The 22,863-nt window shown below is 72.2% G+C and carries 23 protein-coding genes; 8 read left to right on the forward strand and 15 right to left on the reverse strand.

Features of this window, described 5'->3' with window-relative positions:
• Positions 1-2,892: MGH1-like glycoside hydrolase domain-containing protein (locus tag E1267_RS44290; RefSeq protein WP_165959590.1), on the forward strand; the 2,892-nt coding region annotated here is incomplete at its 5' end.
• 40 nt (positions 2,893-2,932) lie between these two features.
• Positions 2,933-3,130, forward strand: a complete 198-nt coding sequence (locus E1267_RS12750) for a hypothetical protein (protein ID WP_132332649.1) — start codon at positions 2,933-2,935, stop codon at positions 3,128-3,130.
• A gap of 284 nt (positions 3,131-3,414) precedes the next feature.
• Here the strand turns inward: E1267_RS12750 and E1267_RS12755 are convergent, their stop codons facing one another.
• From E1267_RS12755 to E1267_RS12800, 10 genes are all read right to left on the reverse strand, one after another.
• The gene (locus E1267_RS12755) at positions 3,415-4,599 is read right to left on the reverse strand and encodes a phospholipase D-like domain-containing protein (RefSeq protein ID WP_132332650.1); all 1,185 of its coding nucleotides are present in this window, start codon (positions 4,597-4,599) and stop codon (positions 3,415-3,417) included.
• Between the two features lie 3 nt (positions 4,600-4,602).
• A complete protein-coding gene (locus E1267_RS12760; protein WP_132332651.1) occupies positions 4,603-5,637 on the reverse strand; it encodes an ABC transporter ATP-binding protein in 1,035 nt (344 codons plus the stop codon).
• Positions 5,624-6,625: an ABC transporter ATP-binding protein gene (locus tag E1267_RS12765; RefSeq protein WP_132332652.1), complete on the reverse strand. Its 1,002-nt coding sequence runs from the start codon at positions 6,623-6,625 to the stop codon at positions 5,624-5,626. The genes E1267_RS12760 and E1267_RS12765 overlap by 14 nt, the downstream gene beginning before the upstream one ends.
• 2 nt (positions 6,626-6,627) lie before the next feature.
• A complete protein-coding gene (locus tag E1267_RS12770) occupies positions 6,628-7,497 on the reverse strand; it encodes an ABC transporter permease (protein ID WP_132332653.1) in 870 nt (289 codons plus the stop codon).
• A complete protein-coding gene (locus E1267_RS12775) occupies positions 7,497-8,423 on the reverse strand; it encodes an ABC transporter permease (protein ID WP_132332654.1) in 927 nt (308 codons plus the stop codon). The genes E1267_RS12770 and E1267_RS12775 overlap by 1 nt, the downstream gene beginning before the upstream one ends.
• A complete protein-coding gene (locus E1267_RS12780; RefSeq protein WP_132332655.1) occupies positions 8,420-9,475 on the reverse strand; it encodes a LacI family DNA-binding transcriptional regulator in 1,056 nt (351 codons plus the stop codon). Before E1267_RS12780 ends, E1267_RS12775 begins: the two co-directional genes overlap by 4 nt.
• Positions 9,476-9,508: 33 nt before the next feature.
• The gene (locus tag E1267_RS12785) at positions 9,509-11,056 is read right to left on the reverse strand and encodes an ABC transporter substrate-binding protein (RefSeq protein ID WP_132332656.1); all 1,548 of its coding nucleotides are present in this window, start codon (positions 11,054-11,056) and stop codon (positions 9,509-9,511) included.
• A gap of 12 nt (positions 11,057-11,068) precedes the next feature.
• Positions 11,069-11,407, reverse strand: coding sequence for a hypothetical protein (locus E1267_RS12790; protein ID WP_132332657.1), 339 nt, complete (start codon positions 11,405-11,407; stop codon positions 11,069-11,071).
• 8 nt (positions 11,408-11,415) lie between these two features.
• Positions 11,416-12,432, reverse strand: coding sequence for a DUF6772 family protein (locus E1267_RS12795; protein WP_201760984.1), 1,017 nt, complete (start codon positions 12,430-12,432; stop codon positions 11,416-11,418).
• 137 nt (positions 12,433-12,569) lie between these two features.
• Positions 12,570-13,040, reverse strand: coding sequence for a PPOX class F420-dependent oxidoreductase (locus E1267_RS12800; RefSeq protein WP_132332658.1), 471 nt, complete (start codon positions 13,038-13,040; stop codon positions 12,570-12,572).
• A 114-nt stretch (positions 13,041-13,154) separates the two neighbouring features.
• Here E1267_RS12800 and E1267_RS12805 point away from each other — a divergent pair, with 114 nt between their 5' ends.
• Together E1267_RS12805 and E1267_RS12810 are read left to right on the forward strand one after the other, a co-directional pair.
• Positions 13,155-13,862 (forward strand): ThuA domain-containing protein, encoded by a 708-nt coding sequence (locus E1267_RS12805; protein WP_132332659.1) that lies wholly within the window; start codon positions 13,155-13,157, stop codon positions 13,860-13,862.
• Positions 13,847-14,950, forward strand: a complete 1,104-nt coding sequence (locus tag E1267_RS12810; RefSeq protein WP_132332660.1) for a Gfo/Idh/MocA family protein — start codon at positions 13,847-13,849, stop codon at positions 14,948-14,950. Before E1267_RS12805 ends, E1267_RS12810 begins: the two co-directional genes overlap by 16 nt.
• Before the next feature lie 12 nt (positions 14,951-14,962).
• On the opposite strand, the gene E1267_RS12815 is transcribed toward E1267_RS12810, so the two are convergent.
• Positions 14,963-15,862, reverse strand: a complete 900-nt coding sequence (locus E1267_RS12815; protein ID WP_132332661.1) for a class I SAM-dependent methyltransferase — start codon at positions 15,860-15,862, stop codon at positions 14,963-14,965.
• Between the two features lie 130 nt (positions 15,863-15,992).
• On the opposite strand from E1267_RS12815, the gene E1267_RS12820 reads away from it, so the two are divergent.
• Positions 15,993-16,721, forward strand: a complete 729-nt coding sequence (locus E1267_RS12820) for a class I SAM-dependent methyltransferase (RefSeq protein WP_246063812.1) — start codon at positions 15,993-15,995, stop codon at positions 16,719-16,721.
• A gap of 18 nt (positions 16,722-16,739) precedes the next feature.
• Here the strand turns inward: E1267_RS12820 and E1267_RS12825 are convergent, their stop codons facing one another.
• The 4 genes from E1267_RS12825 to E1267_RS12840 form a co-directional block, all read right to left on the reverse strand.
• Positions 16,740-17,768: an NAD-dependent epimerase/dehydratase family protein gene (locus tag E1267_RS12825; protein ID WP_246063814.1), complete on the reverse strand. Its 1,029-nt coding sequence runs from the start codon at positions 17,766-17,768 to the stop codon at positions 16,740-16,742.
• A complete protein-coding gene (locus E1267_RS12830; protein ID WP_132332662.1) occupies positions 17,765-18,403 on the reverse strand; it encodes a TIGR04282 family arsenosugar biosynthesis glycosyltransferase in 639 nt (212 codons plus the stop codon). Before E1267_RS12830 ends, E1267_RS12825 begins: the two co-directional genes overlap by 4 nt.
• The gene (locus tag E1267_RS12835; RefSeq protein ID WP_132332663.1) at positions 18,400-19,077 is read right to left on the reverse strand and encodes a glycosyltransferase family 2 protein; all 678 of its coding nucleotides are present in this window, start codon (positions 19,075-19,077) and stop codon (positions 18,400-18,402) included. Before E1267_RS12835 ends, E1267_RS12830 begins: the two co-directional genes overlap by 4 nt.
• Before the next feature lie 146 nt (positions 19,078-19,223).
• Positions 19,224-20,114, reverse strand: coding sequence for a sigma-70 family RNA polymerase sigma factor (locus E1267_RS12840; RefSeq protein ID WP_132332664.1), 891 nt, complete (start codon positions 20,112-20,114; stop codon positions 19,224-19,226).
• Between the two features lie 113 nt (positions 20,115-20,227).
• Here E1267_RS12840 and E1267_RS12845 point away from each other — a divergent pair, with 113 nt between their 5' ends.
• The 3 genes from E1267_RS12845 (at position 20,228) to E1267_RS12855 (ending at position 22,862) form a co-directional block, all read left to right on the forward strand.
• The gene (locus E1267_RS12845; protein WP_132332665.1) at positions 20,228-20,530 is read left to right on the forward strand and encodes an antibiotic biosynthesis monooxygenase family protein; all 303 of its coding nucleotides are present in this window, start codon (positions 20,228-20,230) and stop codon (positions 20,528-20,530) included.
• A 281-nt stretch (positions 20,531-20,811) separates the two neighbouring features.
• A complete protein-coding gene (locus tag E1267_RS12850; RefSeq protein WP_132332666.1) occupies positions 20,812-21,786 on the forward strand; it encodes a substrate-binding domain-containing protein in 975 nt (324 codons plus the stop codon).
• Between the two features lie 29 nt (positions 21,787-21,815).
• Positions 21,816-22,862, forward strand: a complete 1,047-nt coding sequence (locus E1267_RS12855; RefSeq protein WP_220449450.1) for a galactitol-1-phosphate 5-dehydrogenase — start codon at positions 21,816-21,818, stop codon at positions 22,860-22,862.
• Position 22,863: the final 1 nt, after the last annotated feature.

A 22,863-nucleotide genomic window follows, 5' to 3' on the forward strand; every position in this document is an offset into this window, starting at 1 on the left:
GAGTTCCTCGACCACCGAGCGCTGCTGGCAGGCCTCGCCGAACCGGCGTGGTACGAAGCCAACATCCCCTTCCTCGACGTGCCCGACCAGCAGATCCAGGACGTCTACTACTACCGCTGGAGTACCTTCAAGCGGCACATCCGCTACACCGACGCCGCGACCGGCCACATCATCACCGAGTTCCACAACGCCCCCGGATACGCCGCGCCGCTCGGCGGCATCGTCGCCGCCGCGGGTCACCACGTGTACGAGGGCCGCTGGCTGCGCGACCGCCGCCCCGTCGACGACTACCTCACGTACTGGCTGCAGGGCCCCGGCGCCGGGCCCAAGCCGAAGGAGGACTTCGTCAACGAGGACACCGACGACTGGGCCCACCAGTACGCGTGGTGGGCGGCCGACGCCGTCTACCAGCGCTACCTCGTCACCGGCGACGCGGCCTTCGTCGAGAACCTGCTGCCCGACCTGGTCCGCCAGTACGACAAGTGGGGCGGCCAGTACGACGAGCGGCTCGGGCTCTACTGGTCGGTTCCGGTGTGGGACGCGATGGAGTACACCGCCTCCGCCTACGAGACCGACCCCGACGACCCCTACCACGGCGGCGCGGGCTACCGGCCGACGCTCAACGCCTACCAGTACGGCGACGCCAGGGCCATCGCGGCGATCGCCGAGATGCGCGGCGACAGGGCGCTGGCCAGGACGTTCGGGCGGCGGGCCGACGCGCTGCGCGACGCCCTGCACCGCCACCTGTGGGACGGCGAGAGGGGCTTCTTCTACCACAGGGCCCGCGGCGACCTGGACCCGGAGCAGAAGCTCGTCTCCACCAGGGAGCAGATCGGGTTCGTGCCGTGGGCGTTCGGCATGGCCCGGCCCGGCACCGAGCGGGCGTGGGAGCAACTGCTCGACCCGCAGGGGTTCGCCGCGCCGTACGGGCCGGCCACCGCCGAGCGGCGCAGCCCGCTGTTCATGAAGGACGCGCTGAGCGGCTGCTGCCGGTGGAACGGGCCGAGCTGGCCGTACTCGACCTCGACCACGCTGACCGCGCTGGCCAACCTGCTCAACGAACGCGACCAGGACGTGGTGAGCGCCGCCGACTACTATCGGCTGCTGCGCGGCTACGCGCTCACCCAGTACAAGGACGGCCGCCCGTACGTCGCCGAGGCTCACCACCCCGACGAGCCGCGCTGGATCTACGACGGCAAGGGCCACAGCGAGCACTACAACCACTCCACCTTCAACGACCTGGTGATCAGCGGCCTGATCGGGCTGCGTCCCCAGCCCGGTGGCAAGGTCGTGGTCAACCCGCTGGTCCCCGCCGCGTGGAGCCACTTCGCGCTGGAGAACGTGCCCTACCACGGGCACAACGTGACGGTCCTGTGGGACCGCGACGGCACCAGGTACGGCCTGGGGAAGGGCCTGCGCCTCTACGTGGACGGCAGGATCGCGGCCGCGCGGCCCGGGCTCGGCGAGCTGGCCGCCCGCGTGCCGGGCCGCGCTCCGGACCGCGCCGCGCGCCCGAGCAACGACGCCGCGAACCCGCACGGCACCGGCCACCCCAAGCCGTTCGCCTCGTACACGGGCGGCATCGACAGCGTGTGGGACGCCGTGGACGGGCAGATCTTCTACGACGACATCCCGCACAGCCGGTGGACGAACTACCGCTCGCCGAACGCCGAGGACCATCTCGGCGTCGACTTCGGCGTGCCGACCCGGGTGAGCGACGTGCGGTTCCACACCTACGACGACGGCGGCGCGGTGCGGGCGCCGGCGTCGTACCGGCTGGAGTTCCTGGACGGTGAGGTGTGGCGCGAGGTGCCCGGCCAGACGCGCACGCCGGAGCGGCCCGCCGGCGCGGCGCTGAACCGGGTCACGTTCCCCGAGCTGACGACGACCGCGATCCGGCTGGTGTTCGTGCCGCGGCCGGGCGCGTACGTCGGCGTCACCGAGCTGCAGGCGTGGTCGCCCGCCGCCGGCGACACCGGCCTCGACGTGTCCGTCACCGAGCAGGGCGCACCCGCCGCCGTCACCACGACGTTCGCCAACCACGGCCGCAGCCCGGCCACGAGGGTGAAGGTCGAGCTGGCCGTGCCGCCCGGCTGGTCCGCCGAGCCGCGCGGCAGGACCGGGACGCCCGTGGTGCGGCCGGGCGGCGAGTTCACGGTGCGCTGGCGCGTGTCGCCGCCGGACGGCGACGGGCCGCGCCCCGACGTGCACCCGGTGCGCGCCTTCGCCGCCTACGACGGGCGGGCGCGGGCGGTGAGCGCGTACGCGCACGTGGAGCGGGAGCTCGACCCGGCCGCGTACGCGCGGGTGGAGGTGGAGGACACGTTCGCCACCGACACCTCCGCGGGCTACACCGTGCACCGGCCGGAGGGCGGCGAGGCCGAGCCGGAGATCACGGTCGGCGGCGGCAGGTTCGCGGGCAGCGGCGCGCGGCCGTTCTTCGGCGTGGTCGCGGGTCCGGCGGGGCCGTCGTCGGCCGACGCGCTCAGCATGGTGACGGCCGGGAGCTTCGCCGGCACCGGCAGCGCCGAGGACAGCGTGTTCGTCGGCTGGGTCAAGGACCAGGACAACTACGTGACCGCCTGGTACAACCACACCCGCGAGCGGTCGGGCATCAACGTGCGGGTCGGCGGCCGGTTCCTCGACACGCCGGGTGACGCCGCGCTGACCCTGGAGCCCGGCGACCGGTTCGCGCTGGTGTTGGCGGGCGACACCATCACCTCCTTCGCCCGGACGGCCGGGACGGGGGGCGGGTGGCGGCGGCTGCGCACGGTCTCGATCGGCGACACGCTGGCCACCGCGCAGGCCCGCGAGGGCTTCCGCCACGGATTCGGCCTGCGCGGCACGTCCGGCACGATCGCGATCGCGGGCCTGGAGGGCCGCAGCGGCTGAGAGCCGTCTCTTGGGGAGGCGCCTGCCTGATCCCTCGTCCATGGTCGCCCGGGAAGCCGGCCCGCACCTCGAGACCGCCGCCGGGAAGCGCGCGGGCGGTGAGCTCGGCGTGGTGGGCGGCGGCGTCGGCGGCCACGATGGACAGCCAGAGTCCCAGGCCGTGCCCGTCCCCGGTCCGGTCGCCCGCGAGCCTCCTGAAGGGCTGGAACAGGGCGTCGACCTGGTCGGCGGGGGATGACCGGCCCGCTGTTGCGCACGCGCAGCGTCGGCCGTCCCGCCTCGATCCCGGTCCGGACGTGTGCCCGGCCGCCGGCGACGTTGCGGCGCACGGCGTTGTGCGCCAGGTTGGCCGCCAGCCGTTCGACCAGCCGCGGATCGCCCGCTGTGCGGGCGACTGCCGAAGCCGCCTCGACCCGTACCCCGCGCGCGGCGGCTTCGGCGCGGGCGGAGCCGAGCGTGCGGCACCGCCCGGCCATAGCGGGGCCGCCTGGGCGTCGTCCTACGCCGGCAGCGCCATGAACGCTACGGCTGCGTCGCGGGCGATGCCACCTCGCGCATGCGCTCGAAGTTGGCCGCGTACTGCTCGTAGACGGCCCGGTTGTTCAGCCGCAGCAGCACCTCGTCGTTGCGGCGCAGCGACGTCTCGTTGTAGTTGTGGCTGCCCGTGAACACCCGGCGGGCGTGGCGGTCCCCGTCGTAGGAGCCCTCGATGAGCAGGTATTTCGAGTGAACGCGGCCGGGCAGCGCGTCCCCGTCGCCGAGGGCTCGCAGCTCGACCCGCGGCTCGGCCAGCAGCAGCTCCTTGACCTCGTCGTCCATGATCCCGTAGACGATCCGTACGGTGCAGCCCCGCGCCGCCAGGTCACGCAGCCGCTGCGGGACGGCGACACGGTAGGCGTCCCACTCCGACATGCCGACCCTGATCGTCGTCCCGCCCCGGCATGACACCTTGCCGAGGTGGTCGACGATGGGATCGCCGTCCGCCTTGGGGAAGAAGTGGGCCCGCACCGAGCCGCCGGGCCCGCCCGTCTGGACGACGCGGTAGTAGTCGAGGTTCTTGCGCTCGGCGGCCAGGTCGGCGAAGTAGCCGGCGTAGGCGGCGTACAGGCGCCGGTTGCCGGGCAGGACGACCACGTTGTTCCAGTACGTCGTGGAGTTGAGGTCGGTCAGGTTGGCCGACGACTGCGCCACCACGTCGGAGGCGCGGCCGGTGCGCGAGAACAGGTAGAACTTGTTGTGCTGGCCTTTGTCGCCGATGCACGCGGCGGTGCCGCCGGAAGGCGGCCCGGTGCACACGTGCAGCCAGGAGCGCGCCGAGGTGTCCGTGCCGAGGGCCGCCGCCAGTTCGCCCGCGATGGCCGCGCCGCGCTTGTCGCCGTCGAGGACGACCTGCACGTCCACGTCGCGCTGGTGCGCCTTGATGAGCTCGCCGGCGAACTCCGTGCCCGTGGCGCCCGACATGACGAAGTGGGCGACCTGGATGCGGGCGCCCGGGGGCGTCTGCCGGACGAGGCCGCAGAGCCTGCGTACGAGCGCCGCCCCGTCGCCGCCCACCGGGTCGTTGAAGACGGCCTCCGTCCTCACCGGCGCGGTGGGCGCGTCCGCGCAGGTGCCCGCGGAGGAGGCGGCGGCGGGGCCCGCGCCCGCGAGCACGGCGGTGGCCAGCAGGGCGCCGGTGGCGAGCGCGGGCAGGAACGTGCCTGGCATGGATCACTCCTTCGTGAGGCGGCCGCTGTCGGGCGCCGTCGTGGTGGGGGGCGGAAGCGCTCCGGGGAAGTGGCAGGCGACCGGGTGACCCGTGTCCCGTTCGGCCGGCGCCGGTTCCTCGTCGCGGCACCGATCCTGGGCCCGCCAGCAGCGCGTACGGAAACGGCAGCCTGTCGGCGGGCTCAACGGCGAGGGAACATCTCCGGTCAGGACGATCTCGTCGCTCTCGTCGGTCCGCCAGTCGTCCAGGCTGGGCGCCGCCGACAGCAGCGCCTGCGTGTACGGGTGGGCGGGGCTGCGGTAGATCTCCTCCTTGGAACCGGTCTCGACGATCTTGCCGAGGTACATCACCGCCACCCGGTCGCACAGGTGCCGGACGACGCCCAGGTCGTGCGAGATGAACAGGTACGACACGCCCAAATCGCGCTGCAACTCCTGCAGCAGGTTGAGGATCTGCGCCCGCACCGAGACGTCGAGCGCGGACACGGCCTCGTCGCAGACGATCAGCCGGGGCCGCACGGCCAGCGCCCTGGCGATGCTGATGCGCTGGCGCTGCCCGCCCGAGAACTGGTGGGGATAGCGGCCGGCGTGCTCGGAGCGCAGGCCGACCCGCTCCAGCAGCGCGTCCACCTCGTCGTCCCACCGCTCGCGCGGCACCAGCCCCGGGTGGATGCGCCACGCCTCCTTGATGAGGTTGGCGACGGTCATGCGGGGGTTCAGCGAGGCGTACGGGTCCTGGAAGACGATCTGGATGTCCCGGCGCAGCCTGCGCAGCTCCTTGGCGGGCAGAGCGCCGAGGTCGCGGCCGTCGAACAGGACCTTGCCGCCGGACGGGCGCACCAGGCCGACGATGGTCCGCGCGATCGTGGACTTGCCGCACCCGGACTCGCCGACCAGGCCGACGGTCTCGCCCGCGTGGACGGTCAGGCTCACGCCGGCCACGGCCCGCACCTCGCCTCCCGGCCGGCCGATCCCCGGCCGCAGGCGGTAGCTCGTCACCAGGTCGGACAGCTCCAGCAGGGGCTCAGTTCCCGCCATGCGCGATCACCTCCTCGGCGAAGTGGCAGGCGCTGGCCCGCGCGGCGTGGAACTCGTGCGGGGCGGGGTCGTCGGTGAGACAGACGTCCCTGGCGAACGGGCAGCGCGGGTGGAAGGCGCAGCCGGCGGGCCGCGCGGCCAGGTCGGGCGGCCGGCCCTCGATCGCCTCCAGCGGGGCGCCGATGTCGCGCGGGTCGGGCACCGCCCGCATCAGGCCCAGCGTGTACGGGTGGGCGGGCCGCTCGTACACCTCGGCCACGGTGCCGGTCTCGACGATGCGGCCCGCGTACATGACGGCCACCCGGTCGGCCGCCCGCGCGACCACGCCGAGGTCGTGGCTGATGAGGATCATGCCGAGCCGCTCGGCCCGCTGCCGCTGCCGCAGCAGCCGCAGGATCTGGGCCTGCACGGTCACGTCCAGCGCGGTGGTGGGTTCGTCGGCGATGAGCAGCCGCGGGTCGAGCGCCAGCGCCATCGCGATCATCACCCGCTGCCGCATGCCGCCGGAGAAGCGGTGCGGATGGTCGTCCAGCCGCCGTTCGGCGTCGGGGATGCCCACCAGCGCCATCAGCTCCGCCGCCCGGCGGCGGGCCTCGGCCCGGCCGGCGCCGCGGTGCCTGCGGAACATCTCCCCGATCTGGTAGCCCACCGTGAGCGACGGGTTCAGCGCGCTCAGCGGATCCTGGAAGATCATGGAGATGCGTTCGCCCCGCAGCGCCTGCCACTCGCGGTCGGACAGCCCGGCGACGTCGCGGCCCTCGATCGAGACGCGCCCTCCCGCGATGCGCGCCGCCTGCGGCACCAGCCCCATCAGCGCCTGCGCGGTCACGCTCTTGCCGCTGCCGGACTCGCCGACGATCGCGAGCGTCTCGCACTCGCCGACCTCGAAGGACACCCCGCGCACGGCCCGCAGCGGCCCGGCAGGCGTGTCGAACTCCACGGCCAGGTTCTCGACCTCCAGCAGCGGGGTCGCGGATTCGTTGGCCATCGTCACAGCTCCGTCATCGGGTCGGAGACGTCGCGCAGCAGGTCGCCGAGCACGCCGATGCTGACCACGACGAGGGCCAGGGCGGCGCCGGGCACGGCGGCGATCCACCAGGCCGAGGCGAGGTAGTCGCGGCCCTCGGCGATCGTCGAGCCCCACGACGCCTGGGAGGCCGGCACGCCGAGGCCGAGGAAGCTCAGCGACGCCTCGGCGACCATGGTCAGGCCGACCTGCACGGTGGCGGCGACCATCAGCGGTGGCAGGCACGACGGCAGGATGTAGCCGGCGAGGATGCGCGCGTGGGAGGCGCCCATCACCCGCGCCGAGTCCACGAACTCCCGGTCGCGCACGGCCAGCGCCGAGCCGCGCACCACTCTGGCGAAGATCACCCATCGGGTGACCGCCAGCGCGATGATCACGTTCACCATGCTCGGGCCCAGGACACCGGCCAGCAGGATGGCCAGCAGCAGGCTGGGGAAGGCGAGCTGGATGTCGCCGACCCTGGAGATGATGCCGTCGGCCCAGCCGCCGAAATAGCCCGCGAGCAGGCCCAGCAGCAGCCCGGCCGACCCGCCGACGACCACGGTCACCAGCGCCACCGTCAGCGAGGTGCGCATCCCGGCCAGCACCTCGGCCAGGATGTCCTGCCCCACCTGGTCGGTGCCGAGCCAGGCCATCGCGCCGTCGGACAACCGGGTCCCCGGAGGCAGCAGCCGGTCGACCGGGCTGGTGCGCGCGGCGTCGTACGGCGCCAGCAGCGGCCCGAGCAGGCCGGCCAGCACGAACAGCAGCACGGTCCCGAGCGCCAGGTGCGCGCGCAGGGGCAGCCCGGCCAGCCGGCCGGCGAGCGTCGCGCCTCGCACGTTCACTGTCATCAGGCGTTCTCCAACTGGATCCTGGGGTCGAGGTGCACGTAGAGCACGTCGACCAGCAGGTTGAGCAGGATGTAGCAGACCGTGATCACGGTCAGCACGGCCTCGACCACGGCGTAGTCGCGGAACGTGATCGAGTCGATGAGCAGCGACCCGATCCCCGGCCAGGCGAAGATCACCTCGACGATGACGCCGTTCGCGATGAAGTACCCCATGAGCAGGCCCAGCATGGTCACCACCGGGACGAGGGTGTTGCGCAGCACGTGGATGTAGAACACCACCCGGTGGCTCATGCCCTTGGCGTGGGCCGTGCGGACGTAGTCCTGGTTCATCTCCTCGAGGATCCCGGTGCGTACGAGCCGGCCCAGCCACCCCACGAACGGCAGCGCCAGCGTGAACGCGGGCAGCAGCAGGCTGCCCAGGGTGCCGTCGGCCGTGCTGGGCAGGATCTGCAGCCAGCGCGCGAAGATGAGCGAGAGCATGATGCCGATCCAGAACGGCGGGAGCGCCTGGCCGACCAGCGAGGACACCGAGACCAGGTGGTCGGCCCAGGTGTTCGCGCGGCGGGCGGCGAACGAACCGGCCACGAAGCCCAGCACGATGGTGATCACCATCGCCCACGCCGACAGGGAGAGGGTCGGGCCGAGACGTTCCAGGCAGGCGTCGAGGGCGCTGACGTTCTGCCGCCAGGAGTGGCCGAAGTCGAGGGCGACGACGTCCCGCATGTGGGTGGCGTACTGCACGAGCAGGGGCTCGTCGAGCCCGAGGGTGCCGCGCAGCTCGTCCAGCGCCTCCGGGGTGGCCTGGCTGCCGAGGATCAGCTCGGCCGGATCGCCGGGCAGCACGCGCAGGGCGACGAAGACGATCGTGATGGCGCCCCAGATCTGCAGCAGCGCCTGGGCGAGCCGTCGCCCGAGGTAGGCGGTCATGTGCCGCCCCCGCCGCTCGACGCCCGGACGACCAGCCGGGGCGGGAACAGGACCTGTTCCGGAGCGCCCGCGGCGTCCTGCCTGCCGAGCCGGCGCAGCATGCGGTCCACGGCCGACACGGCGATGTCCGCGGCGGGCAGTTCCACGGTGGTGAGCGAGGGGATCACGTAGGGGGCGAACGGGTGCCCGCCGTAGCCGACGACCAGGACGTCGTCGGGGATCCGCAGCCCCGCCTCGTCGGCGACCCGGTAGACGCCGAGCGCGAAATAGTCGTTGCCCGCCACGAACGCCATCGGCCGCTGCGCGGTCCGTACGACCTCCCGGGCCAGCCGGTACGCCTCGCTCGGGTCCCACGGCATCGCGCTCTGCTCCAGCCGCCGGGTCGGCACCTTGATCATGGTGTCGGGCTCGACGGGCAGGCCGCTGTCGGCCATGGCCCGCCGGTACCCCTCGACGCGGTCGGCGATCGCCGACACGCCGAGGTCCTCCTCCAGGAAGTAGATCTTCCTGGCGCCCTGGGTGACGGCGTGCCTGGCCGCCTCGTAGCCGCCCTTGACGTGGTCGACGCCCACCAGGTCGGCGTTCAGCTCGGGCACGTCACGGTTGATGAGGATCAGCGGCACCCCTGCGGCCCGGAAGCGCCGCCAGTGCTCGGCGCCTTCCTGCACCGCCACCACGAGCACCCCGTCCACGCCGCGGCGCAGCAGCTCCTCGGCCGCGCGCCGCTCGTTGGCCAGGCTCTCCTCCGTCGCCATCAGCAGTAAGGAGTAGCCGTGCCGCCGGCAATGCTGCTCCATCCCGCTGATGAGCTGGGCGTAGAACGGGTTGGACGGGTTGGTGATCACCATGCCGAGGGTGCTCGCGGAGCCGAGCACCAGCGACCTGGCCGTGGAGTTGGGCACGTAGCCCAGCCGCTCGGCCTCGGCCTTCACCCGCTTGCGCGTCTCGAGGCCGACGCTGTCCTTGTCCGCGAGCGCCCTGGAGACGGTGTTCACGGAGACGCCGAGGCTCTCGGCGATGTCCTTCAGTGTCGTACGGCGTGTCTCACGCAATGGTGCTCCCGGGCTGATCTGGTCTCGCACGGATCACCCGGTGGCCGACACCGTGCGGAACTCGGGCTGGCTGTTGGCCGCGGGGACGAACCCCGCGACGGTGGAGCGCAGCCCGTAGGTGGCGGCCAGCGCCGCGGGGAAGACGCCGACCGCGTCGCGCCAGATGATCTCGCATGCCCGGCCGTACAGCGACTTGCGCTCGTCCTGGTCGGAGGTCGCCTTGGCCTTGGCGAGGATGCCGTCGAGCTCCTTGTTGGCGTAGCCCATGCGGTTGGCCTCGCTGGTGTAGAGCCGGCCGAGCGTGTAGTCGGCGTCGCCGGTGGTCACGGTGTTGACCTGGAGCTCGATGTCCCAGTCGAGGGCCGTGAGCCGCTTGAGCCAGGCCGCCTTCTCGATCTGCTGCGGCTCGACGACCACGCCGACCTTGCCCCAGGCCGAGATGATCGACTGGGCCAGCTCGGTGGCCAGGGGGCCGGTGTCCTTGAACCACATCATCGAGGTGCGGATCCCCGAACCGTGACCGGCCTCGGCAAGTTCGCGCCTGGCCAGCTCGGGATCGTACTCGTAGGGCTTCTGCGGGGCGTGGCCGAAGACGGCGGACGGGATCGGGGCGTCCATGACGGCGGCGGCGTCGCCGTACAGGCTGGAGACGATCGTCCTGACGTCGAGCGCGTGCAGCAGCGCGCGGCGCACGCGCGGGTCGGAGAAGGGCTTCTTGCCGCAGTTGAACCAGGTGAGGAAGTAGTTCACGCCCGGCTTGCTCTCGATCGTCACGCCGTCGACGCCGCGCAGCCGTTCGAGCTCGTCGGGCGGGATGATCCAGGTGACGTCCACCTCGCCGTTCTGCAGCGACGTCATGCGCGTGGAGGACTCCGGGATGTACGGCAGGCGCAGGCCGGCCAGCTTGGGCGCCCCGCCCCAGTAGCCGGGAGCGGGCTTGAGCAGCAGCTCCGACGACGGCGTGAACGACTCGACGGCGAAGGGGCCGCTGCCGACGGCCTTGCGTGACAGGTCGCCCTTGCCGAGCCGGGCGGCGGGCAGGATGAAGGCGAGGGTCAGGTTCACCAGCAGGGTGCCCACGGGCTCCTTCGTGGTGATCGTGAGGGTGTGCGTGTCGGGGGCCTTGATCGTGTCCACCGTGGACCACAGCGGCTTCTGCGGGCCGTCGGAGGCGGCCAGCCGCTCCAGCGACGCCTTGACGTCGGCCGAGGTGAGCTTGCCGCCGTCGTGGAAGACGACGTCGTCGCGGAGTGTGAACTCCCACGTCGTCTCGTCGGGCTGGCGCCACGACGTGGCCAGGCTCGGCGCCGCCTTCTCGCCGTCCCAGGTGGCGAGCGTGTCGTAGATCTGCCGGTTGGCGAGCAGCGACGCCTCGTCCACGGCGCTCGGGCCGTGCGGGTCGAGGTCGTTGATCGCCTGGTAGAACGCGGCGCTGAGCGGCCGGTTCCCTCCGGCGGCCGGTCCCGTCCCCTTGCCGCCGGGCGCGCACCCGGTGACGAGGGCGGGGAGGGAGGCGCCGGCGGCGCCGGCTCCCAGGAGGGCCAGGAACCGCCGCCTGCCCACCCCCTCCGTTGCCGTCATGTCGAGCTCCTCTCAGCTCTTGAGCGCCAGGTAGACCAGCACCTTGGCCTTCGGGTCGCCGCCGGTCAGCGTGGCCCGCAGGCGCAACCAGTGGCCGAACTCGCGCACCCGCATGGACACCATCCCGGGCTCCGTGGCGATCTGCTCGGTGCTCCCGTCGTCGTCGCACCAGTGCAGCCCGTCGGGGGAGATCTGGGCGGTCAGCCGCAGGGAGGGGGCGTCGCCCTCCAGCGCCAGCGTGCGTACGAACCAGCGCGCCTCCGCGGCCCACCCGGCTTCGTACGGCTCGGTCACGAAATCGGCGGTGAAGGTGGTGTTGCGCTCAAGAACGGCGGTAAGAGCGTGCCTCATGCCGGTGTTCACCAATCCACGGAAATCAGTGCGGAATCAAGGAAAAGAAAGTTGCGTACCGGAGAATGGGTGCGCACGCTCACATAGAAATTGAGCAGGTTCTCCAGGCCGTCGTACTTGTCGGGATAGGCGGGCACCGGCACCTGGCGCATGTCCATGATCCGGTCATTGACCTGCAACTCGATGTTCGTGCGCGTCCTGGTGTCGAACTGCCAGCGCAGATAGTGCCAGTTGACCTTGGTCGGCACCTCGTTGTAGCAGAGGAACTGCGGCTCCTCGCCGAGCGGGCGCCAGTCCTCGGGGTTCGGCGCGGTGAAGTCCTCCGTGGGCGAGAGGTTCTCCTGGTTGTGCAGGTTCTCCCTGGGCGTCGGCTCGGGCACCACGGGATACATCCAGCGCCTGGTGAGATTGTGGTCGAGGTCGGTGTTCTGGTAGCGGGCGACGCAGTGGTAGCGCACGCCCTCGCCGTCGCACAGGTCCGTGGCCACGGTGAACGCCCCGAACTGGGCCTCCGACGGGTGCAGGTTGCCGTCCCACTCGATGTCGCCGAAGCTGTTGCCGAGCGAGGACTCGGCGGTCGCCGCCTCGCTCTTGTACGTGAAGTACGTCTCGAACTGCACCACCCCGCGCCTGGCCATGGTGAGCCGGCGGATCGCCACCGCGGTGTGGCCGGTCACCGGCCGGGTGGCGACCTTGAGCGCGTAGTTCCCGCTCATCGCGGCGTGCGTGCCGATGTCGAAGAAATCGCACGAGCTGAGCTGCGGTGGGCGGAAGTCGCGCATGTGAACGTCGACCGTGTCGAGATTCCCGTGGCCGTCGTGGTTCCCGATGAGTTCGCACCAGCCGTGCGTGCCCGTATCGAACTCGTCGAAGGCGAGTATGCGGGGGAGCGGATTGAACTTCGACAGTTTGGGGTTGGTTGCGATCAGCGCGCGCCGGAGATCGTCGGCCGCAGGATGGGTGGCGTCCACGGTCAAGGGGGCGTCCTTCTCGTCGACAATTGCCTGGGGAGGATGAACGTTCACGTGAACGTTAATTCCAGGTTTCGAGGACGCTAGCTCGCACGATTGCGGATGTCAAGGGACCTACGCGGACATACCCGACGGACCGCCGGGGTTGCCCCGGGCGGACGCCGCCCGGGGACGCCGCCCGCCCGATGACCTCAGTCGCCGGACGCCAGGCGCGCGGGGAACCCGCCGGTCGCGATGGGGCCCCAGCGCTCGATGTGCAGGCGGATCAGCGACTTGTCCTGGCGTCGCATGGCCGCTCTGTACTCGTCCCAGTCGGGGTGCTCGCCGGCGATGCACCGGTAGTACTCCACCAGCGCCTCCAGGGCCTGCGGCATGTCGAGCACCTCGACGCGGCCGTCCACCTGCACGTACGGGCCGTTCCAGTCGTCGGACAGCACGCAGATCGACGCCCGCTCGTCACGGCGGGCGTTGCGCGCCTTGGCCCGGTCGGGATAGGTGGACACCACGATCCGGCCGCCCTCGTCCACGCCGCACGAGACCGGCGAGAGCTGCGGCCGCCCGTCGGCGCGGGTGGTGGACAGCAGGCCGTGATGCCGGGGACGGAGGAAGCCGAGCAGTTCGGGGAGCTCGACACGGCGTGCGGTCGCGATGTTCGGAGCCATCTGTTGCGCCTTTCACTCAGGTGAGGACCCGATCCTTTCACCGGCCCGCCCTCCTCGAACGCGGGCCGGGATGCGACCATCAGAGTCGTTGACCATAGAGCGACAGGTGATGACATGACAGGCGAGAACAGCAGGAAAGCCCTTGTGGTACGGGGAGGCTGGGAGGGACACGCCCCCGTCGAGGCCACGGAACTTTTCGTGCCTTTCCTGGAGAAGCAGGGGTTCGACGTGGTCAGGGCGGAGTCCCCCGCTCCGTACGCGGACGCCGCTTTCATGGCCGGCGTCGACCTCATCGTGCAGTGCTACACCATGGGCACGATCGAGCGCGCCGAGCTGCAGGGACTTGAGGCCGCGATCCGCGCGGGCACCGGGATGGCGGGCTGGCACGGCGGCATCGCCGACTCCTTCCGCAACTCCTCCGACTACCTGCACCTCATCGGCGGCCAGTTCGCCTGCCACCCGGGCAAGCAGCCGGACGCCCCGGACGCGGGCACACAGGAGCACTACTTCGTCCCCTACACCGTGAACATGTCGCCCGAGGCGGCCGGCCACCCGATCACCGAGGGCATCTCCGACTTCGACCTCCTCACCGAGCAGTACTGGGTGCTGACGGACGACTACATCGACGTGCTGGCCACGACCACGCAGCGGGTGCGCCCGTGGGACCCGTGGCACCGCGAGGTGACCTCGCCGGCCATCTGGACCCGGCGTTGGGGCAAGGGACGGGTCTTCGTCGCGACCCCCGGGCACAGCGTCGACGTGCTCCAGCACGACAGCGTGCGCACCGTCACCGAAAGGGGCATGGTGTGGGCGAGCCGGTGAACGTGGGCGTCGTCGGCTGCGGCGCGATCTCCGCCCAGTATTTCCGCACCATCGAACGGCTGCCGCAGGTGCGCCTGGCCGCCGTGGCCGACCTCGACCTCGACAGGGCGCGGGAAGCGGTGCGGCCCTACCCCGGCACCGACGTGCTCGGCGTGGCCGAGCTGATGGCCGACCCGCGCATCGACGTCCTGCTCAACCTGACCGTCCCGGCCGCGCACGCCGAGATCGCCTTACAGGCCATCGCCGCCGGCAAGGACGTCTACTGCGAGAAGCCCCTCGCCGCGAACGTGGCCGACGCCGCCCGCGTGCTGCGCGCGGCCGGCGAGGCAGGAGTGCGCGTGGGATGCGCGCCCGACACGGTGCTGGGCACGGGCACCCAGACCGCCCGCATGGCGATCGACCACGGCCTGATCGGCAGGCCGGTCGCGGCCACCGCGACGATGCTGACGCCGGGCCACGAACGCTGGCACCCCAACCCCGACTTCTACTACGCCCCCGGCGGCGGCCCCCTGCTCGACATGGGCCCCTACTACGTCACCTGCCTGGTGACGCTGCTCGGGCCGGTGGCGAGCGTCGTCGGCGCCTCGGGGCGTACGCGGCCCAAGCGCACGATCGGCTCCGGCCCCCGCCAGGGTGAGGAGGTCCCGGTCAGCGTCGACACCCACGTCACCGGGGTGCTCGTGCACGCGTCGGGGGCGCTGTCCACGCTCGTGATGAGCTTCGACGGGGTCGCGACCAGGTCGCCCAACATCGAGGTGCACGGCGAGAAGGGCTCGCTCGCCGTACCCGACCCGAACCACTTCGACGGCGCCGTCCTGGCGTCGGTGCTGGGGGAGGAGGGCTGGCGGGAACTGCCGGTGTCGGCCGGCTACGTCGAGGCCGGGCGCGGCGTGGGCCTGGCGGACTTCGCCTCGGCACACTCCGGCGCGGAACCGCGCGCGGGCGGCTCGCTGGCCTTCCACGTGCTCGACGTCATGGAGTCGCTGCTGGACGCGGCACGTTCCGGCACGGCGGTGACCCTCGCCAGCACGTGCGAACGCCCCCTTCCCGTGGCCCTGCGTCCCCTCGCCGGCGAGCTCGATCGCTGAACCCGTCCAGGATCAGGCCGTTGGGCGCTGGAGGTGCCAGACGACAATGGCGGGGACGCCGGCGACGGCCGCCCGCGCCGCCTCGGGCGCATGGTCGACCAGCACCCACGGCCACAGATCCCACGGCCCGAGGGATCCGGGCTCGCGCGGCGGACCCTGCGGCTCGGGAACCTCGGCGCCCGGCTCCCGAGGCTCCTCGCAACGGCGCACCTCCAGCCCGGCCCGCAGCGCGGCGCGCACGTAGTCGCCGATCCTGTGGTGGTAGGTGGCCACGCGGGCGGGCCGGCCGTCCGGCAGACGCAACGACGGGATGATGCCGCGAGCCACTCCCTCGGGGTGGATGTCGGAGATCACCACGTGCCCGCCCGGACGCAGCACCCTGGCGAACTCGGCCAGCACCGGATCCAGCGAAGGCACATGGGTGAGCGCCAGACAACAGACGATCAGGTCGACGGCGGCGTCGTCGACCGGCAACCGGTCGAGCGCGCCGGGACGGAAGTCGCCCTCGGGCACCCGCTCGCGGGCCCGGGCCAGCATGTCGGGCGAGCTGTCGACCCCGACGATCTTGTGGCCGCGCCTGGCCAGGGCCGCGGCCAGCCTGCCCGTGCCGCACGCGGCGTCCAGGGCGAGGCCCACCGGCAACGTGGCGACGATCCTCTCGATGATCGGCTCGTCGTAGGAGAACGCCGAGTTGGGGTCGTCGTACGTCCGCGACCAGACGCGATAGCCCTCCACGGTGTCGACGCGGGCGACCTCGACGCCCGCGCCGGCCAGCGCGGGATCGTCCAGGAGCCTCCGGATCTCGGCGATGCGCGCCTCGGCGAACGCGCGGTCGTGCTCCCCGGTGAAGGAGCGCATCAAGGCCATGCCTTCGAGGCCGAGCACGTAGGCCAGGGGGTTCTCGTACGTCACCGGCGACACGGTAGCGACGGGGCGTACCCGCGTGCCAATGCTTTCCCTGGCGCGTGAATGCACAGTGTGACGAGGAATAACAGACGGTATATCCGGTAAGGACACCAGCATCCGACAGGGATTCGGGGGGATGAGTGCCGGCTACGCCGCCCGGCCGCGCGCGCGACGCGGTCGCGGCACCACGTCACGGGGCCGCGCGACCGGGAACGTGCACCGGCCCGGGAGCCGTGGCGCCATGATCGGCGCCTTCTACGAGCACAACCTGCGAGGGCGGTACGTCGAGGTCGAGTACGCCGACGGACGCGTACGCCCGCTCGCCGCCGAACGCTGGCTGCGGCCCATCGACGGCGACGAGCACGTGCTGGGCCGGTGCGGAGGACCCACCCTGGACGTCGGCTCGGGAGCCGGCCGGCTGACCGCGGCGCTCGCCCGCAGAGGCATCTTCGCCCTGGGCATCGACATCACACCACTGGCGGTCGAGCTGACCCGGCGCGCGGGCGGCCTGGCCCTGCTCCGGTGCGTGTTCGAACCGCTCCCCGGCACGGGGCTGTGGGCCGAGGCGCTGCTGACCGACGGCAACATCGGGATCGGCGGCGACCCCGAGGCGCTGCTGCGCCGCGTGCGGCAACTGGTCAGGCCGGGCGGATCCGTGTTCGCAGAGGTCCGGTCTCCCGGCTCGGGGAGCACGGTGGACCGCGTACGCCTGCGCCACGGCGGCCGCACCGGCGACTGGTTCCCCTGGGCGACCGTCTGCGCCGACGACATCGGCCTGCTCGCCGTACGCTGCGGTTTCCCCACCGTCGAGCTGTGGACCGCCGCCGGCCGCTGGTTCGCCACCTGCACCGGCCCGGCACCGTAACGGGCCCCGTGGGCGGGTTCAGGCGAGTGGCGCGGTGGCGAACTCCTTCATGCCCTCCCCGAAGCGGATCCGCGCCCGGAAGCCCAGCTCGGCGGCGGCCCGGTGAGGTGAGGCCACGATGTGGCGCACGTCGCCCAGCCGGTACTCCCCGGTGGTGACCGGCTCGGGCCCGCCGCGCTGTGCGGCCAGTTCCCTGGCCATCTCGCCGACGGTGTGCGGCTCGCCGCTGGCGACGTTGTACGCCGCCAGGCACCCCGCCCGGCCACCGGCGAGGGCGGCGACGTTGGCGCCGGCGACGTCGCGGACGTGTACGAAGTCGCGCGTCTGCCCGCCGTCCTCGAACACCCGGGGCGCACGGCCCGCCTCCAGCGCCGACCGGAAGATCGCCGCGACCCCCGAGTAGGGGGTGTCCCTGGGCATTCCAGGGCCGTACACGTTGTGGTAGCGGAGGGCGACCGCGGTGCCGCCGGTCTCGCGTGCCCAGTTGGCGGCGAGGTGTTCCTGGGCGAGCTTCGTGGTGGCGTAGGCGTTGCGCGGATCGACGGGCGCGTCCTCGTCGATGGCGGCGTAGCGCACGTCGTCGCCGCAGCGGGGGCAGGACGGCTCGAACGAGCCCCGCGCCAGGTCGCCGGCGGAGCGCGGGCCGGGCCGCACCCGGCCGTGCCGCGCGCAGTCGTAGGCGCCCTCGCCGTAGACCACCATGGAGGAGGCCAGCACCAGCCGCCTGACGTCGCGGGCGGCCATCGCGGCCAGCAGCACCGCCGTGCCGTACACGTTGACCGAGGCGTAGCCGGGCATGTCGGCCACGTTCACGCCGAGGCCGACCCTGGCCGCCTGGTGCACGACCGCGTCCGCGCCCGCCAGCAGCCGGTCGAGCAGATCGGGGTCGCGTACGTCGCCGCCGCGGCGCAGGTCGAGCGGTACGACGTGATGGCCGGCCGCTTCCAGCGCCTCCGCCACGTGGCCGCCGATGAACCCGGCGGCGCCCGTCACCAGCACCGTGCCTCCGCGCGTGCCTCCGCGCTTGCCTCCGCGCGTGCCGGTCACAGCCGCGTCCCGGTGCCGGCGAGCGCGGCGGCGTAGCGGGAGCGCGGAGCCAGCGCCGCCACCTCGATCGCGTCCGCCATGGTGTCCACGTCGGTCAGGCACGGCAACGACGCGACGCTCAGCCCCGCCTCCTCCATCCGCCGCCGCTGGAACTCTCCGGTGCCCGGTTCCGACATGGGCACCCCGAGCAGCAGCGCGGGGTCGGGCTCGCGCAGCCCGAGCAGCCAGAAACCGCCGTCGTTCGCGGGACCGAACACCGCGTCGCGCCCGTCGAGCAGCGCCACGGCGTCGGCCAGCAGGCCAGGGGTGACCTGCGGGGTGTCCATGCCGATCAGCACGACGGGCACGGGCAGCAGCGTGTACGCGTCCTCGAAGGCCGCCGCCAGCCGCTCGTCCAGACCGCGACCCCGCTGCGGCAGCACGGTGAACCCGGCGGGCAGCCACGCGCCGGGGGCGCCGTCGAGCACCAGCACCCGGCGGACGACCGGCACCCGGGCGACCGTCCGCAGCGTGTCCTCCAACGCGGCGCCGGCCACGGCGGCCGCCTCCTCCGGGGTGAGCGGCGGGACCAGCCGGGTCTTGACCTTCCCCGGCACGGGCTCCTTGGCGATCACCACGATCTGGGTCCGGTTCACGTGCTCACGTCCTGGGTCCCGTCCTCGCGGGCCATGACCCGCCGCATGTCGTGGACGGCCCGCAGCGTGCCGCGTACCGTACCGGTCACCTTCGAGCGGCCGTCGCGGGGCAGGTAGTCGACGTCGACCTCGGCGATGCGCCAGCGCGCCGCCGCGGCGCGCAGGACCATCTCCAGCGGGTAGCCGAAGCGTCGGTCGACGATCCCCAGCCGGAGCAGCGCGACCCGCCGGCAGGCCCGCATCGGCCCAAGGTCGCGCAGCCGGGCACCGGTACGCCGCCGCAACCGCCTGGCCAGCACGGCGTTGCCGAGCCGGGCATGCGCCGGCCACGACGCGCCCGGCCGGCGGACCCGGCGGCCCAGCACGAGATCGGCCTCGCCGGCCATGACGGGGCGGCTCACCCGGGGCAACTGCTCGGGGTCCAGCGACGCGTCCGCGTCCATGAAGCACACGACGTCCGAGGTCGCGGCGGCCAGCCCGGCATGGCAGGCGGCGCCGAACCCGGTCCGCGGCTCGCTCACCACCGTCGCGCCGAGCTCGGCGGCGATCTTCGCGGAACCGTCGGCCGAGCCGTTGTCGACCACGATCGGATGGAAACCGTGCGGCATCCGCCCGAGCACCCACGGGAGGGCCGCCGCCTCGTTCAGGCACGGCAGCACCACGTCGATTCTCATGCCAACGACGCTACGGCGATGCCCCGGTTCGCACCCTTGCGCAGGGTCCCGCCTTTCCGAGAAATGACCAGCTCAGAGCCGTCAGGAGAACTCGACGACGCCCACCCCGCCCCCGCGGGCGGCGGGTGTGCCCGGACCACCGACCGTCAGCCCCGTGGCCAGGTCAGCGTGAGCCGTGCGACACGGTCCGGGTCGGACAGGATGTCGATCGCCGCGATCCTGCCCTCCGCGATGGTGAAGCCGAGGACCGAGCGCGGCCGGCCGTCCTCGCTGCTGATCAGCCCGGCCGCCCCGTTCACCAGTACGGGCTCCAGCGTGCGGGTGGTCGTGAAGCGCTGGAAGTCCGGGGCCCTCCCGGCCACGGCCGCCGCGCCGCTGATCGTCCACGAGCCGCCCTCGGCGAAGGCGCCCGCGTCGATGCGCAGGACGACGTCGGGGTCGAGGACGGTGAGCAGCGCGGCGAAGTCCCCGTCGCGAGCGGCCGACAGGAAGGCGTCGACCACCCGGCGCTGGCGTGCGGGGTCGGGGTCGGGTGAGGGGATGGTTCCCCGTACGCGCTGCCTGGCCCGGCTGGCGAGTTTCCTGGCCGTGTCGGGGGAGCGGTTCACGACCGTGGCGATCTGCTCGTACGGCACCGCGAACATGTCGTGCAGCACGAAGGCCAGCCGTTCGGCGGGACGCAGCGAGTCCAGCACGACGAGCAGCGCCAGGCCGACGGCGTCGGCGGTCAGCGCCTCCCGCTCGGGGTCGCCGCCGTCCTCCGGGCTGACGACCGGATCGGGCAGCCGCTGCTCCAGCGGCGCCTCGCGCCGCGCGGCGCGGGCGCGCAGCATGTCCAGGCAGACCCGGCCGACCACGGTGGTGAGCCAGCCTCCCAGGTTGCCGATCGCGCCGGAGTCCGTACGGCTGAGCCGCAGCCACGCCTCCTGCACCGCGTCGTCGGCCTCGGTGAGTGAGCCGAGCATCCGGTACGCCACCGCCTTCATATGGTCGCGGTGTTCGGCGAATCGTCCGGCCAGGAACTCGTCAGCGTCCACGATCACATCATCCTTCGATCAGGGTCTTCTCCCTTCTTGACGGAACGGGACCGGCGAAGGTGACGGATACCGGCAAACCCTAATCTGTACCCGTACGGAAGGAAGGGAAGCCCATGATCGCCCGCATCTGGCATGGCCGGACCCCGGCCGGGAAGTCCGGCGCCTACCTGGAGCTGATGAGGGAGGTGGCGCTTCCCGACTACCGGTCGACACCCGGCAACCGGGGCGCGTACGTGCTGCATCGGCTGGAGGGCGAGGTCGCGCACTTCGAGATGCTGACGTTCTGGGAGTCGGAGGAGGCGATCAGGGCCTTCGCCGGCGACGACGTCACTGTCGCGAAGTATTACGACTTCGACGACGACTTCCTGCTGGAGAAGGCACCCCGGGCCATCCACCACGACGTGTACGACACGTGACCCGGCGTGCGCCGTCACCCTCTCAGGCCGCCTTCGCGGTGGTGATCTCACCCCGGGTGGCGGCCTGGCGCGGCAACTCCAGCATGGCCCGCTGCCGGGGCGGATGAGCCTGAGCTCGACCAGCAGGGACCTCTGTGCAGGAAGTTTGTCCTGTGGCGCGCACCGCGTGCTCATATGAGCAAATTTCGGCTCATGTGTTGCCGTGAGGTGAACGGGCGACCTACCGTGCGTTACCTACGTCACATACGGAGGTCCCTATGCGCGGATTCCGGCTGTTCAAAATGCCTGTCCTCCTTCTTTCCACCGTCGCTCTGGCGGCGTGCTCGGTGTCGACCACCCCCGGCGGGTCCACCGCCGACACCGGTCAGGAGGCCGGCGGCGGCCCGCTCGTCATCGGCTTCAGCCAGGCGACCCAGCAGTCCCCGTTCTACGTGCAACTGCGCGAAGGAGCCGAGGCCGCCGCCAAGAAGGCCGGCGCCACGCTCTACTTCGCCGACGCGGGCGGGGACGTCACCAAGCAGAACAACGACGTCCAGGACCTCATCACCCGGCAGATCGACGTCCTGCTCATCAACCCGGTCGACCCGCAGGGCGTGCAGCCCGGACTCGCCGCCGCCAAGGCGGCAGGGGTGTCCGTGGTGACCGTGGACCGGCCGGTGCCCGAGGGCGCGGTCTCGCACGTCGGGCGCGACAACAAGGCCATGGGCGAGCTCGTCGGCAAGCGGCTCAGCGAGCAGCTCGGCGCCAAGGGCGGCACCGTCATCGAGATCAGGGGAGACGCCGGCGGCGCCGTGGCTCGCGACCGCAGCGCCGGCTTCCACCAGGCCGTCAAGGCCAACCCGAAGATCAAGATCGTGGAGGGGCCGTACTCCGACTACGTACGGTCCAAGGCCGTCACGGCGATGCAGGACCTGCTCCAGGTCAACCCCGGCGTGGCCGCCGTCTACGCGCACAACGACGACATGGCTCTCGGCGCGCTGAAGGTGCTCAACGAGAGCGGCAAGGGCAAGGTCCTCGTCTCCGGCGTGGACGGGCTCATGGAAGCGGTCAAGGAGATCGCCAAGGGCGGCCAGTACGTCGCCACGGCACTCAACGACCCCATCTCGCTCGGCTCGAAGGCCGTGGAGACCGTGCTCAAGGTCGGCAAGGGCGAGAAGGTCGAGCCCTCCATCGACGCGGGCACCGAGCTGATCGACCAGGACAACGCGGCCCAGTACACCGGGTCCGGAGAGTTCGCCCAGGCGCGCGAGCAGTGACCACCGGCGACCATCAGGAAGGCGGAAACATGACCATGCAGGCCGCAGTGCTCCACGCGCCCGGGGACATCCGGGTGGAGCAGGTGCCGGTGCCCGAGCCAGGTCCCGGCGAGGCGCTCGTCCGCGTCGCCGCCTGCGGGGTGTGCGGATCGGACATCCCGCGCATGTTGTCCGCGGGGGCGTACCACTTCCCGATCATCTGCGGTCACGAGTTCTCCGGGCACGTGGTCCGGATGGGCGAGCGCCTGGCCGCGACGGGCCGCGTACGCGAGGGCGACCTCGTGACCGTGCCCCCGCTCATCCCCTGCCACGCCTGTGCTCCCTGCAGCCAGGGCCACTTCAGCCTGTGCCGCAACTACGGCTACTTCGGCAGCCGCAGGGACGGCGCGTACGCCCAGTACGTCACCGTCCCCGACGAGAACCTCATGGTGCTGCCTGCCGACCTCGACCCGAGGGCGGCGGCCATGCTGGACCCGGCGGCGATCGCCCTGCACGCCCTGTGGCGCACGAGGATGCGCGGCGGCCACCGGGTCGCGGTCGTCGGCGCCGGCCCCATCGGGCTGTTCGCCGTGCAGTGGGCGCGCATCGCCGGCGCCGCCGAGGCGCTCGTGATCGAGCTGAACGAGCAGAAGGCCGCCATGGCGACGGAGGCGGGCGCCACGCACACCGCCACCAGCGCCGAGGCCGCCGCCGACCTGGTGGGCGAGGGGTACGACGTGGTCGTCGAGTCCGCCGGCGTACCCGCCACCATCGACCAGGCCGTGGCGCTGACGGCCAGGCGCGGCGAGGCGGTGTTCATCGGCATCCCGCACGAGCCGGTGGTGCTGCCCAAGGCCACCTTCGGCTCCTTCCTGCGCCGCGAGGTCACGCTGCACGGCGCCTGGAACTCCTTCTCGGCGCCGTTCCCCGGAGAGGAGTGGCGGGAGTCGGCCAGGATGCTCGCCTCCGGCGGGCTGGCCTGGAAGTTCATGATCACGCACGAGCTGGGCCTTGACGCGCTGCCCGAGACCATGGCCGGCCTCGGGGAACGTTCCATCTTCAGCTCCAAGGTGCTCTTCCTGCCGAACGAGGAGTGAC

Source organism: Nonomuraea longispora, assembly GCF_004348345.1.
Taxonomy (GTDB): domain Bacteria; phylum Actinomycetota; class Actinomycetes; order Streptosporangiales; family Streptosporangiaceae; genus Nonomuraea; species Nonomuraea longispora.

What these genes read in the sequence shown, in the direction of transcription:
- E1267_RS12750 (WP_132332649.1), top strand. Translation starts at nt 2,933, where the DNA reads ATGGTCGCCCGGGAAGCCGGCCCGCACCTCGAGACCGCCGCCGGGAAG.
- E1267_RS12755 (WP_132332650.1), bottom strand. Translation starts at nt 4,599, where the DNA reads ATGCCAGGCACGTTCCTGCCCGCGCTCGCCACCGGCGCCCTGCTGGCC.
- E1267_RS12760 (WP_132332651.1), bottom strand. Translation starts at nt 5,637, where the DNA reads ATGGCGGGAACTGAGCCCCTGCTGGAGCTGTCCGACCTGGTGACGAGC.
- E1267_RS12765 (WP_132332652.1), bottom strand. Translation starts at nt 6,625, where the DNA reads ATGGCCAACGAATCCGCGACCCCGCTGCTGGAGGTCGAGAACCTGGCC.
- E1267_RS12770 (WP_132332653.1), bottom strand. Translation starts at nt 7,497, where the DNA reads ATGACAGTGAACGTGCGAGGCGCGACGCTCGCCGGCCGGCTGGCCGGG.
- E1267_RS12775 (WP_132332654.1), bottom strand. Translation starts at nt 8,423, where the DNA reads ATGACCGCCTACCTCGGGCGACGGCTCGCCCAGGCGCTGCTGCAGATC.
- E1267_RS12785 (WP_132332656.1), bottom strand. Translation starts at nt 11,056, where the DNA reads ATGACGGCAACGGAGGGGGTGGGCAGGCGGCGGTTCCTGGCCCTCCTG.
- E1267_RS12790 (WP_132332657.1), bottom strand. Translation starts at nt 11,407, where the DNA reads ATGAGGCACGCTCTTACCGCCGTTCTTGAGCGCAACACCACCTTCACC.
- E1267_RS12800 (WP_132332658.1), bottom strand. Translation starts at nt 13,040, where the DNA reads ATGGCTCCGAACATCGCGACCGCACGCCGTGTCGAGCTCCCCGAACTG.
- E1267_RS12805 (WP_132332659.1), top strand. Translation starts at nt 13,155, where the DNA reads ATGACAGGCGAGAACAGCAGGAAAGCCCTTGTGGTACGGGGAGGCTGG.
- E1267_RS12820 (WP_246063812.1), top strand. Translation starts at nt 15,993, where the DNA reads ATGAGTGCCGGCTACGCCGCCCGGCCGCGCGCGCGACGCGGTCGCGGC.
- E1267_RS12835 (WP_132332663.1), bottom strand. Translation starts at nt 19,077, where the DNA reads ATGAGAATCGACGTGGTGCTGCCGTGCCTGAACGAGGCGGCGGCCCTC.
- E1267_RS12845 (WP_132332665.1), top strand. Translation starts at nt 20,228, where the DNA reads ATGATCGCCCGCATCTGGCATGGCCGGACCCCGGCCGGGAAGTCCGGC.
- E1267_RS12850 (WP_132332666.1), top strand. Translation starts at nt 20,812, where the DNA reads ATGCCTGTCCTCCTTCTTTCCACCGTCGCTCTGGCGGCGTGCTCGGTG.
- E1267_RS12855 (WP_220449450.1), top strand. Translation starts at nt 21,816, where the DNA reads ATGACCATGCAGGCCGCAGTGCTCCACGCGCCCGGGGACATCCGGGTG.